This is a genomic window from Shewanella sp. SM32, assembly GCF_025654235.1.
In the GTDB taxonomy this organism is placed as follows: domain Bacteria; phylum Pseudomonadota; class Gammaproteobacteria; order Enterobacterales; family Shewanellaceae; genus Shewanella; species Shewanella oncorhynchi.
The window spans coordinates 81116-93590 of the sequence record NZ_JAKKRO010000013.1; the positions used below are offsets into that span (position 1 = coordinate 81116).

Here is a 12475-nt window from a genome sequence, read left to right on the forward strand (position 1 = left end):
GACTCCACTAAGACGCAAATGGCTTGAGTAATGTAATTTCGATAAAAGGCTGATTAGGGGCAATTTTTTGACGACTCTTAATCACATGACCTGTTTCTGGTGTTAGCCAAAATTCATTTTGATACTGAATATTGAGATTATCTACCGAAACTGATTCAAGGTAATGTAGCGCTTGGGTTGGAGTATCGTTGATGAGAATGTTTTCTTTAGCAATAAAACTAAAATGTGAATTTACGTGGTAGCCAAAGTGATATCCGGGTTGCCAATCAATCGTTCGAGTCCATGTTTTGGGAGTGCTATCTAAATGTAAGCCTAAGAGTATAGGATCTGGCTCATTGCTTTCTACTGCAATTAAATCACCTGTTAATAGGTTGCTCGTCCTAACCAATCGTCCATTTATTGTTACTAACATGGCTTTATCTGCAGAGAGCCATTTTAACTCTGTTATTGCAGGAGTCGGTGGCAGCGTTAAGGTGAACTTAGGCTCTGCAAGTGCAAGTACAATGAACGCTTGAGGTATACCATCGATTCGAGCATAGATACTGGCATAGGGGATATTATTAACTTGCTGTTCCGACAATTGAGTATCTTTGTCACCGATAAAGGCTAACTTCAAAGTATCGTTAAGTGCGCTGATTCTTTGGCTACAAGCGGTTGTGTTTACTAACACAATCGAGATTGTCAGTAGTGACAGTAATTTTTTATATATACGCATCCGAGTTGCTTATTCTCAATTAGGATTAAATAGCGAATTTAAAGAGGTATCAGACAGATTTCAAGTTATGAAATTAACTTTGTAAACACTCAAAAAAAACAACCGCCCATAAGGCGGCTGTTTAGAAGCATACTAACAATAGCTTAGTTACCAGTGCCTGTAGTTGTACCTGTGCCAGTACCTGTGTTGGTAATTGGGTTACCATCAGAACTGTTAGAGATAACAACTGCGCCAGCAATTGCAGCAGCAGCAGCTACGCTACCAGCAACGATAACACCTGTACTAGTGCTTGCAGCAGTACCAGTACCGGCAGCTTCGCCTTCAACTGCATTTGCAGCCATAGAGCTGAATGCTGTCATTGCAACGATAAGTGCTAGTGAAGTTTTTTTCATCGTGATTCCCTTTTTGAAAAAATGTGCATGATTTTTTGATAATCTAGTACAGCATAGTAAGCGATGCAAACAAAATTATCAATGTTAAATCGATCTTCTTGCTCATGCGAAAGTTTGAATTTCGGCACTAATATTCAAGCTATATCTATCCATTTGGCATGATTTTTAGTGAAGAAACTGATTAAGTCGTTAGCTTATTTTAAACAAAAGAAATCTTTAAGTTCATCGATTTTTTCCATGGCATCTTTATAGCCTAAGTCGATTAAAGCGCTGGTATACGTTTTTTCGAAGAGTAGGTAGGACACAATACTTGAGTCTGACTGCCTGTCTATGCCGATGAAGCCGAGTAAAGTTTTAACGGCCCATGGCATGTCGTCATAGAAGCGGGCAGCAATTTTGCTGAGATCTTCGCTAGGTTTGATGACTAGGGCTTTAATCGGATGCAAGGCGAGTTTGTTACGGCTTGACTCAGGAATCAGGCTTAAAGTGTTATTGATCCTTTCTAGTCTCTCAAGGTCGCTATTTAAGGTATCTGAAAAGATGGTATCGAGCAGATGACCCGCTATTGTCGCTGTTTTTGGGTGATATTCTAGTTCCATAGGAAAGTGCTTGTGCGGGCTCTCTAAGTTAATGACTAAGAGTTTTTCGGCGCCTAAATGAATAGGGCTTGAGAGCGGTGCTAGCTGATGGACTGAACCATCACCATAATAGGCTTGGTTGAGTTTAATGGATGGAAATACCATAGGGATTGCCGAACTGGCGAGTAGGTGCTCGGTATTGAGCATGATACGTTCGCCACTGCGACGGGCACGGGTCCAGTTTTCGATTTCTTTCGCGGCTTGGAAAAAGGTCACTGAGCGAGAGTTATTATAACAAGAGGCATCCACACTCAGTGCCGTCAGTGAGCCATTACGGATATTACGGTCGATACGTTTAAAGTCGATAAGCTCATTGAGTAAGCCTCTTAGCGGATCATTATCGAGCAGACTGCCTGCATCGGTATTGACCTTATCATCTTGCATGCCTTTGAGGGCCATTTTCGTTAGATGGCTGAGAACGCCTGTGATCGAAGCTCGGTAGACTTTTCGAGTTTCAAAGTGACGCCAAACCCATTCGAGTTTTCTGACACCAAGGTGAAAGCAAGAGGCATGGGTAGCGATAGCGGTGCCATTGATGGCACCCGCAGAGGTTCCGCAAATAATTTTAAAGGGAATACCATGATTGCGTGGATAAAGCTGGACCAGTGCTTTTAACACGCCGACTTGGTAGGCCGCCCTAGCGCCGCCACCGCCTAAGACTAATGCAGTTGATGTAGGCAATCTTCAGACTCAATTTATTGTTTTAATAGTTTTATTAAAGCAACGCCCCCCTATAAAAAGCAAGTCGGTAGACTCAATTAGTTGTAAATTTCGATTTATCGTTTATTCGATTGCTGGAACATTTCGCTTTAGACAATTAATCCGCTGTAACTTTGGTCGTTTTGCTGAGGCCAAAGCAATGCTCCGATGTTGGAAACTCACCCGTCCTCACTTCTTGGGCATATTGGGCGCAGGCCTTAGTGATCAATGGTCCTAAGTCGATATAGCGTTTAGCAAATTTAGGCGTGTAGTCAGAAAATAAGCCTAAGATATCCTCAGTCACGAGCACTTGACCATCGCAGGCGGGTGAGGCGCCAATGCCTATGACTGGGATTGAGACTCCTGCCGTCACTGTGCGCGCCGCGAGCTCGGATGTGCCTTCAATCAGTATGCTAAAAGCGCCTGCTTGCTCAAAGTCTTTCGCTAAACTAACGAGGGCTTCGATGGCGGCAGCATCCCTTGCTTGGGTTTTAAATCCACCCAATTGATTCACGTGTTGCGGCATTAATCCTATGTGTGGCATTACAGGGATCCCTCGCTGGGTTAAAAAACGAGTGGTGTCGAGCATCTCTGCGCCACCCTCGAGTTTTACCGCCTGCGCGCCTGTGCGTATTAATACTTGGCTGGCATGTTTGAAGGCTTGCTGAGGCGATTCTTGATAACTCCCAAAGGGCATATCGATAATAACGCAGGCATGTGCTGCGCCGCGAGTGACAGCAAGACCATGATTAATCATCATTTCTAAGGTGACCCCGAGTGTAGAGTCTTGCCCATAAACCACCATGCCGACGGAGTCGCCGACGATAATCATATCCACATGGGGATCGATAATTTCTGCCATCGGCTTTTCATAGGCGGTGAGAACAACTATGGGGGTTTTACCTTTCATTTTTTGTAATGTAACGGGCGTTACGCGATTTTTATCCATGTGGATACTCATGTCATCTCCAATTTATTCAGTCTGATATGACATGTTAGCGTTTGCAGCTTTGGCTTTAGCTCGATAGATTGACTTAATGTCTAGATATAAAGACACTTCTTTACATAAAGGTGCTTCTAAACAAAGAGGCGCTTCTATACGGAAGAGGCTCGATAATACGAAAAGAAGCTTCGATATAAAAATCACCTTGGGCGATAACACCTTGAATCAAGTCACTGACACGCATTTATCCCAGCAGCATATTACTCAGCACACGCAGGTCGCACCTTCACGTTTAGCCGCCGCAGGGCTAAGTGCCTCCATCATGTTGCTTAAACGAACACTCAAGCCGTTTGAACATGTGCAGCGCCATAGTCATTCCTGGGGACAGGTCATTTATGCCAGTCAAGGTGTGTTGAGTGTGATCACGCCTGCTGGGCGTTACATTGTGCCGCCTGAGCAAGCGGTGTGGGTGCCTCCCTTTGTCGATCATGAGGTTATCGCGCTAGGTCAGGTGCAATTGAGTAGTCTGTATTTGGATGAAACCCGGATAGGCGGGTTTCCACCCGACTGTACTTGTTTGAGTGTGAAGCCTGTTTTGCAGTTATTACTGCAAGAGGCTAATGCCTTAGTGAAGAGTGAGGCTGGGCTAATTGATCCCGATTTTAAGGATAGCGTCATGCGGCTCTTGCTGGTGATCCGTGACTTTATGGTACTCGCCCCTAAGGTCGCCTTGGATTTACCTTATCCTAGGGATAAAAAATTACTGCGCATTACCGAGGCTTTGCTTGCCGATCCAAGTGAGCAACGTACTTTGGTGGATTGGCAGCGGGAGGTCGGTGCCTCGGCCCGCACGTTAGCGAGATTATTTAAACAGCAAACAGGGCTGAGTTATAGCCAATGGTTGCAAAGGCTTAGATTGCAGGTGGCGATTCAAATGCTCAGCCGAGGTGAATCTGTGCTCACTACAGCGTTATCCTTAGGTTATGCCTCGGGTTCAGCCTTTGGTTATATGTTTAGGCAGTTGATGGGCGTCGCTCCGAGTCAGTACCTGTTAGCGCAAAATACCTTGCCCAAAATACAGCGGTAAACAGCCGCATATAAAAAGTCATGTTGCGAGCCAATGTGAACGATGAAGGTCAATAAAAAGTCCAATAAAAAACGCACTTAAGCTGGGCTCAAGTGCGTTTCGTTTTTGATCTTCAGCTTGTCTACATTTCGCGTTAAGGCTTAGCCTTTAACTGCGTTTTTCAGGAAGTCGAGCAGTTGATCGAATGGAATATCTTGTTTTTCACCTGTGCGGCGGTTTTTGTATTCAAATACGCCAGCATCGATATTGCGATCGCCAATCACCACTGTATGTGGGATACCAATCAGTTCCATATCGGCGAACATCACACCTGGACGCTCTTTACGATCATCCAATAACACTTCGATACCCGCTTCATTTAAGTCTTTGTATAACTGCTCGGCGATATCGGTTACGCGGTGCGACTTGTGCATGTTCATTGGCAGAATACCCACGCTAAATGGCGCAATCGCTTCTGGCCAAATGATGCCACGGTCATCGAAGTTTTGTTCGATGGCTGCTGCCACAATACGGCTCACGCCGACACCGTAACAACCCATCAGTAGCACCTGTGACTTGCCATTTTCGTCAAGTACAGTCGCGTTCATCGATTTAGAGTAGTTAGTGCCCAGTTGGAAAATATGGCCCACTTCGATACCGCGTGCCATAGCATAAGTGCCTGAACCATCAGGTGTTGGCTCGCCTTCGACTACGTTACGGATGTCGGCAACTTGCGCTGTCGGCAGATCGCGTTCCCAGTTGATACCAAAATAGTGTTGGTCATCAACGTTAGCACCGGCGGCAAAATCGCTCATGACGCTAACGCTGTGATCGATAACGATAGGGATTTTAAGACCGATAGGACCAAGTGAACCTGGACCTGCGCCAATGGCGTCACGGATTAGGGCTTCTGGCGCCATTTCCAATGGTGATGCGACTAAGTCTAACTTGTCGGCTTTGACTTCGTTGAGTTCATGGTCGCCACGAACGATTAACGCCACTAGCGGAGCGGCTTCGGTCGCACCTTTAACGATCAAGGTTTTGACCGTTTTAGTGATATCCAAACCAAACTGCTCAACTAATTCCGCAATGGTCTTCGCATTTGGGGTATCGACTAAACGCAATGCTTCAGTGGCTGCGCCGCGTGGTTCAGTTGGCATAGGTGATTCGGCTTTCTCAATGTTAGCCGCGTAATCGCTGCCCGTTGAGTAAGCTATTAAATCTTCACCGCTTTGTGCCAGAACATGGAACTCGTGTGACATGCTGCCACCGATTGAACCCGTATCAGCTAAAACTGGGCGGAAAGCTAAGCCCATGCGCGATAGAATGTTGCTATAGGCTGTGTACATAGCCTCATAGGTTTCATTCATGGTATCGACGTCAAGGTGGAAAGAGTAGGCGTCTTTCATCAAGAATTCGCGTGAGCGCATCATGCCAAAACGTGGACGAACTTCGTCACGGAATTTGGTTTGGATTTGGTAAAGATTCAGCGGTAATTGCTTGTATGAGCTGACTTCTTTACGAATGAGATCTGTGATCACTTCTTCATGGGTTGGCCCCAGTACGAAGTCGCGATTGTGACGATCTTTAAAGCGTAACAGCTCGGGACCAAACTTTTCCCAACGACCCGTTTCTACCCACAAGTCTGCCGGTTGCACCATAGGCATTAGAATTTCAATTGCACCGGCTTTGTTCATTTCTTCACGAACAATGGCTTCGACTTTACGTAGTACACGTAAGCCCGTGGGGAGGTAGCTGTAAAGGCCCGACGCATTACGACGGATCATACCCGCACGTAACATTAATTGATGACTAATGACTTCTGCGTTGGCAGGAGTTTCTTTCTGTGTTGATAGCAGGTACTTGCTGACGCGCATTACCGATGTCCAAATTTGAGTTGAATGGTCGCCATTTTATCACCTGCTTTGGTGATGTCACCTAGGGATTTAGGTTAAATTCAACTAGCTGGGAGATAAATAGCATTTTTTGATGCTGGATAACGGATAACGGATAACGGATAACGGATAACGGATAACGGATAACGGATAACGGATAACGCAAGGAAGAGCGCTGTGCTGTTAGAGCGTGACTTCGTCACTGCTAGTATCAAGATTATCCTTACTGCTTACTTATCCCGTCTATCACCAATCACTTTGGCGGGGTTGCCAGCCACTATCGCCCAGTCAGGTACATCTTTCGTCACTATGCTGCCCATACCCACCACAGCGTGATCGCCAATGGTCACACCATCGACTATGCCCGCCTGAGCACCAATCCACACATCTTGGCCAATAACAATGCCTTTGGAGTTGGCGGCTTGTTGATAGATGGGCGTATCTGGCGCCATGCCATGGTTAAAGGCGTAAAGGGTGACATTATTGGCGATGCGGGTTTGATTGCCTATCTGAATCCCGACCCTGCCGCCATCGAAGGAGCAGCCATGATTAATCGCTACTTCGTCCCCTAGTGTGATAGGCCCATGTAAGAAACAGTCGGCGGCGATCATGCAGCGATTACCCATGCGGATATCACGATTGGGTTCGGCAAATAACTGAGCTTCGGGGGCGATAAAGCATTGCTCGCCGATAGTTACCGTTTCGAGGGCACAAAGTTTTGCTTGAATATCGTCTTGCCAAGGTTTAGCCCAGATTAAATGTTTCTCTTTTAAGGAAAAATACAGCCAGGGCATCCAAGAGAGCCGCTTTTTATGCTGGCTTTGATAATCAGGTTTTGATGTAGGCGTTGGCGCAGACATTTAGCCACATTTCCCCGGTTTGAGTTCTAGTACCAAGATGTATTCTTGGTCATTGTCATCGACTGCCATTTGCCAGAACACATCTAAATCATAGAGGGCGACTTGGTATAACTTAGGATCGTCCTTGGCTTTTTTGTAGGCGGGGCGAGGATCTTGCCCCAGCACACCGCGGATAAGTACGGCTAAATCTGTGTAGGTTTCCTGCTCGGCGTAACGCTCAATCTGTGTCTTGGCATGGTCAGAATACACCACTGAAATCAGTTTAGGCGCGTCTTGGGCAATGCCGCCTACAGCATCGGTAATAGAATCTGAGAAAGGAATGTATGGCTTAATATCAATTATCGGTGTGCCATCGAGCAGATCCATACCGGAAATTTCGAGGCACACTTTGCCCTTGCGTTGCACTACGCCGTGCAGTTTTACCACAGATTGACCTATGCCATTAGGGCGAAAAGTGGAGCGAGTGGCGAACACGCCGAGTTTTTCATTGCCGCCTAAACGCGGCGGCCGTACTGTGGTTTTCCAACCTTGGGCAAGATTCTCATGGAAGCAAAACAGTAACCAGAGATGGGAATATTGCTCTATGCCACGTACCGCATCGATATGATTCACATGGGGCTCGAGTTCGACATAACCACGCGCTTCAACAAGTCCGGGTTGTCTTGGAATGCCAAATTTTTGTTTATAGGGCGTGCGGCATGTTGCCACTGCGATAATTTGGTTGGTAAATGTCATGCAAAAAATTACCTAAAGGGTAAGTATAACAACCGCCTAAGCTCATTATTCTAAGCTAATCATTAAGGCCCATCTTTGTGTGCTAATAATGCAGCGTTGGTCATGAAACGTTAGCCATTAAGCGGTTGATAGGGGCATTCTTAGAACACTATAGGATCACGCCGCGAGCAGTATGCTTAATATGCGTGAGGCTTACTCTGTTGTAGCCGTTTTTACTGCTTGACCAACGCATAATGCGCGGCTGATACAACCTTGGGCTGCTTCTTCAAATATGACACATTGCTTGATGATAATGCCGTTAGCCCCTTTATCTGCCGCATTGCGACGGGCTTCGGTTCTGGCATCGGCAAGTGACGCAGGCGCGCCGTTGGTATCGGCCTGACAGGACTCACCTTCGACTAATCCTTTTAATTCATAATGACCTTTCGGCAAGGTATCGCCTTCATAAAGGACGACATCGGATGCCTTGAAATAGTCATTAATCGCCTCACTGTCCAAATTACTGTTAAAACTGTAGTCGCTTGCACAGGCACTGAGCAGGAGCACTAATGCACTTGAGAGGATAATTTTCATGGTTTGACCTGAGGTTGAGGAGAAAACTGCGCAGCCTTGGTAGGCTGCGCTGATGCGATATTATTATCTGAGTAAATTCTACCGCTTAAGGTACTTTTGATAAAGCTGCTGATGGCGATTATTCAGATCTATCTGCCGCCCTTCAATCCAGATAGCCTCAATTTTATTGGTCATAGGGTCGAGAATGTCCCCCTCGGACAGCACGACACTGCCTTGGTATCCCACCGCTATCGCACCTAAATCCTCCACACCTAGCAACTTTGCGGCATCTAAGGTGATGGATTTCAGTGCTTGTTCAGGCGTTAAACCATAGGCGGCGCTGTAACCTGCGGCGTAGGGGAGGTTACGGCTATTCCAGTCCGATGAGAACCCAAGGGCGAAGGGAATACCTGCATTGGCGAGTAAAGATGGGATCTTAAAGGGTAAATCGACTGGCTCATCTTTACGTTTAGGCAGACTCAAGGTATGAGGGTAAATGACTCCAGCCTTAACTTCCCTTAGGCTTGAGTCCAAACGCCATGCATCGTATCCGCCGACAATTACCAGTTTGAATTGGTATTTTTTCGTCAAGGCGATCACTTGCTCAATTTGGCCAACACTGTCGGCATGGGCAAACAGTGTCGCTTTGCCTTGGTATAGCGGCAGCATAGCCTGCCAGCGCAGGTCGTTGGTCGCGGACTGTGGATCTTCATCCTGGTTTTTGTCTTTGCCGTTGGCCTTATCACTTAAGAAATAGCGATAGCCATCTTCAAAGGCGATATTGAGCTTGTCGATCGCCAGCTGATTTTTCTCGATGGCCTTGGCTTTCTCTTTTTCATCTTCTGGCATGCGTTTGATTTGCGGCCAATAGACATGGAACTGTCCAGCACTGGGTGTCATCGCATCTTCAATCGTCCATGCATCGAGATCCACCAGTACCGATTGTCCAGCTAACCCATCACCGCTCGGGACGATTTGTGCATGGGTAATGCCGTTGTAACGTATGGTCGGGATGAGCTCCGAATCCGGATTGTAAGCTGTGGCCGTGCTAATCTGCGGATTGATATAACCCACCTCGGCGTTATCAACCGTTGGGCGGCTCATTTCAATTTCGACTAAGCCTAAACTGGTGTCTAGGGCGATTAAGCCCGGATACAAGTGTTTACCGCTGGCATCGATGATTTGAGTGTTACTGGTTTCTGCGGTTGCATTGTTGATTTGGCTGGTCAGTTGAGGCCCAACGGCCGTGATCTTGCCATTTTCAATTAAGACGTCTGTGTTGCTGAGCACGCCTTGATTGACTGTGTGCACTGTGGCGTTTTTAATCAGTACGCTGCGGCTTTGTTTAGGCGTAGGTACGATATCATTGGCCATAACTGGGGCCTGCGTGGTGCAAATTGCGCCGAGTAGCGCCACAAACAAAACGGTTTTAGATAAATGTTGCATTATTTGGCTCCCTCATGAGCGTGGCCCCATGCCTGATAGTGAGTGTCGCAGTGCCACTGTGGCTCGTTGAGTGGCGTGACTTTTTCACCCGCTTTAGTTTGGTCATCACTGCTGAGAATTTTTTGGATCAGTGCGGCGCGCTCGTTGACTACAGCGAGCTGGGCAACTTGGTCTTGGTCGCGGTCAAAATAGCGTTTTCCTTCAACCCATGCCTGTGTCACTTTGGCGTAAATAGACAGCGGCTCTGCGTTCCAGAGTACGATATCGGCCATTTTGCCTGGGGTGAGTGAACCCACAAACTCATCGACTCTTAATTGTTTGGCTGGATTGATAGTGACCATATTCCAAGCGTCTTCCTTCGACATATTGCAATACATCATAGACTTAGCCGCTTCTTGGTTGAGTCTGCGCTGCATTTCATAATCGTCTGAGTTAATGCTGGTGATCACCCCCTTGTTTTGCATCAGGCACGCGTTTTGCGGAATCGCATCATACACCTCAAACTTATAGGCCCACCAATCGGCAAAGGTCGATGCGCCAGCACCATGGGCAGCCAGTTCACTCGCCACTTTGTAACCTTCGAGCACATGGGTAAAGGTTTGTACTTTAAAGTGATAGGCCTCGGCCAAGCGGATAAACATCAGTATTTCTGACTGTACATAGGAATGAATATGTACGTCGCGTTGCTGGTTTAATACTTCGGCGACCGCCTGCAGACGATAACTTGGACGCGGGGCGACGGTTTTCTTTTTATCGCTGGAGCGCAGATTATCATAGGTTTTTAACGCCTTTTCATAGGCGATAGCAGCGTCGAAGGTTTCTTCAAATAACGCTTTTACTCCCATGCGAGTCTGGGGGAAGCGCTGAACAAATTTCTCGCCCCAATTACTCTGTTTGACGTTTTCACCTAAAGCAAATTTGATACTGGCGGGCGTGTTAACAAATTTGAGTTGTTCAGCTGGCTCCCCCCATTTCATTTTGATCAGTTGTGATTGGCCACCGATAGGGTTGGCGCTACCGTGGAGTAATTGCGCGCTGGTGACGCCGCCCGCTAAGGCGCGATAGATTGAAATATCGTCGGGATTAATAATATCGCCAATGCGTACTTCAGAGGTAACTGCGTCTGTTCCTTCGTTAGTACCGCCATTAATGGCGATATGCGAGTGTTCATCGACTATGCCAGCGGTGAGGTGTTTACCTGTTGCATCGAGGACTTGATAACCTGATGGCGTACTTAATTGTTGGCCAATTTTTTCGATGCGGCCATTGGCCATCAAGAGATCAGCATGTTCGAGAATACCTTGTTTATCCGATGTCCACAGGGTGGCATTCTTGATGTGCAGCTTCTCCACTTTAGGTGCTTCGCTTAGTCCGTAAGCGACGTTAGGGAAGGTGAGGTGACTCACTAGGCTCGTGCTGGCTTCATTCTTGGGAGCATGATTGCTTGCTTGGTCTGCATTCTTGCGCTTTGCAGTTTGAGTTAAAGCGACACCGGCAACATTTGTAGTGCGACTTTTTGCATCGACCATACGACCTTGAATGCCGTCATCGGCCATCCACAGCGTAAAGCGGCTAAGGCCGTTAATGCCTGCAGCGCTCAAATCGGCAGTAAAGCTCAATCTTCCGTTATCATCTAACTTAAGTTGAGTGAGTGAGATACTTTGTTCGCCACTGCTTAAATTGCCTTGGATGTTGGGTTTATCACTTTTACTTTCATCATGTAGCGATAAATCTAGCGTGAGGTTATTGAGGCTTAATTGGTAATCTCCCAGTAATCGTGCTTGGGGAAGTGAGCGCAGACTTTGCTCCTGACCTTGCAACCAAACACTGTAGATCTGGCCATCTTTAAAGATATTGCCTTTAGTGATAACAAAGTCAGCCATATAACCGGGCGCGAGTTTACCAGTAAAGTCGGCGGTGCCTGTCATCTCTGCGGCTTGGGTGGTGAGTGCCGCGAGAGCGTTTTCTTCACTTAAACCTTGGGCGATGGCTTGGCGTAGGCGCGGCCAGAAGGCATCGGTCTTAATCCCAAACTGCGTTAACGCAAAGGGGATACCCGCGTTAGCTACCGCTGCAGGGTTGGTTGGTGCACGTTCCCACTGTCTTAAATCCGCCAGTGATACTTCACGATCAGCGTCATCTGTCCCGACATCGGGTGCCTGCGGATAGTTTAAAGGCAAGATCAACGGATAGTTCAGCGCCTTTAACTCATTGATGCGTGAGTATTCTTGACCATTACCAAGTAGGTTGGCTGGCAGTTTATGTTCTTTGAGTAAATGGGCTGCACGCTGAAGAATCCCCTGATGATTTACAAATAAATCATCAAATTAGGGTGGAAGCGCATCTTGTTGCATGATCAAATGGTTTCGCTAAAAACTACACTTGGACAACAAGATGCGCGAAGCCAATATCCTACAACATTCTTTACACCAATACTGCCCAGAACTTCACCTAAAACGATTAAACAGCTTGATGCTGGCCTCTAAGGCACTGATTGAATGTAAGACACTGACCTTGACTGAGTTAGGTCGAAA

Annotated in this window: 10 protein-coding genes and 2 pseudogenes; 2 read left to right on the forward strand and 10 right to left on the reverse strand. The window is 46.9% G+C overall.

The annotated features are described in order from the left end of the window. Positions 1 to 7 precede the first annotated feature (7 nt). The 4 genes from L5M10_RS07630 to panB form a co-directional block, all read right to left on the reverse strand. A complete protein-coding gene (locus L5M10_RS07630; protein WP_263148500.1) occupies positions 8 to 715 on the reverse strand; it encodes a YjbF family lipoprotein in 708 nt (235 codons plus the stop codon). 143 nt (positions 716 to 858) lie between these two features. Further along, positions 859 to 1107 carry a hypothetical protein gene (locus L5M10_RS07635; protein ID WP_028761135.1) on the reverse strand — a complete coding sequence of 83 codons (249 nt, stop codon included), beginning with the start codon at positions 1105 to 1107 and terminating at the stop codon, positions 859 to 861. Between the two features lie 194 nt (positions 1108 to 1301). Continuing rightward, positions 1302 to 2426: a patatin-like phospholipase family protein gene (locus L5M10_RS07640; RefSeq protein ID WP_028761134.1), complete on the reverse strand. Its 1125-nt coding sequence runs from the start codon at positions 2424 to 2426 to the stop codon at positions 1302 to 1304. Positions 2427 to 2562: 136 nt separating this feature from the next. Continuing rightward, a complete protein-coding gene (panB, locus tag L5M10_RS07645) occupies positions 2563 to 3405 on the reverse strand; it encodes a 3-methyl-2-oxobutanoate hydroxymethyltransferase (RefSeq protein ID WP_263255136.1) in 843 nt (280 codons plus the stop codon). Between the two features lie 187 nt (positions 3406 to 3592). Here panB and L5M10_RS07650 point away from each other — a divergent pair, with 187 nt between their 5' ends. Continuing rightward, positions 3593 to 4474, forward strand: coding sequence for a helix-turn-helix transcriptional regulator (locus L5M10_RS07650; protein ID WP_317629598.1), 882 nt, complete (start codon positions 3593 to 3595; stop codon positions 4472 to 4474). 140 nt (positions 4475 to 4614) lie between these two features. Here L5M10_RS07650 and L5M10_RS07655 read toward each other — a convergent pair whose 3' ends face one another. The 6 genes and pseudogenes from L5M10_RS07655 to L5M10_RS07680 all read right to left on the reverse strand — a co-directional run. Next, positions 4615 to 6330, reverse strand: coding sequence for a proline--tRNA ligase (locus L5M10_RS07655; RefSeq protein WP_168824371.1), 1716 nt, complete (start codon positions 6328 to 6330; stop codon positions 4615 to 4617). A gap of 248 nt (positions 6331 to 6578) precedes the next feature. Continuing rightward, positions 6579 to 7208 (reverse strand): acyltransferase, encoded by a 630-nt coding sequence (locus tag L5M10_RS07660; protein WP_263255137.1) that lies wholly within the window; start codon positions 7206 to 7208, stop codon positions 6579 to 6581. Beyond that, positions 7209 to 7943 carry a tRNA (N6-threonylcarbamoyladenosine(37)-N6)-methyltransferase TrmO gene (gene tsaA, locus L5M10_RS07665; protein WP_113940977.1) on the reverse strand — a complete coding sequence of 245 codons (735 nt, stop codon included), beginning with the start codon at positions 7941 to 7943 and terminating at the stop codon, positions 7209 to 7211. It lies immediately after the preceding gene. Between the two features lie 192 nt (positions 7944 to 8135). After that, positions 8136 to 8516 (reverse strand): Rcs stress response system protein RcsF, encoded by a 381-nt coding sequence (rcsF, locus tag L5M10_RS07670; RefSeq protein WP_263148771.1) that lies wholly within the window; start codon positions 8514 to 8516, stop codon positions 8136 to 8138. A 78-nt stretch (positions 8517 to 8594) separates the two neighbouring features. Continuing rightward, the gene (locus tag L5M10_RS07675; protein ID WP_263255138.1) at positions 8595 to 9941 is read right to left on the reverse strand and encodes an amidohydrolase family protein; all 1347 of its coding nucleotides are present in this window, start codon (positions 9939 to 9941) and stop codon (positions 8595 to 8597) included. Continuing rightward, a pseudogene (locus L5M10_RS07680) lies at positions 9941 to 12235 on the reverse strand (amidohydrolase family protein); the annotation flags it as partial. The pseudogene L5M10_RS07680 and the gene L5M10_RS07675, both read right to left, overlap by 1 nt. 100 nt (positions 12236 to 12335) lie before the next feature. On the opposite strand from L5M10_RS07680, the pseudogene L5M10_RS07685 reads away from it, so the two are divergent. After that, a pseudogene (locus L5M10_RS07685) lies at positions 12336 to 12475 on the forward strand (IS4 family transposase); the annotation flags it as partial.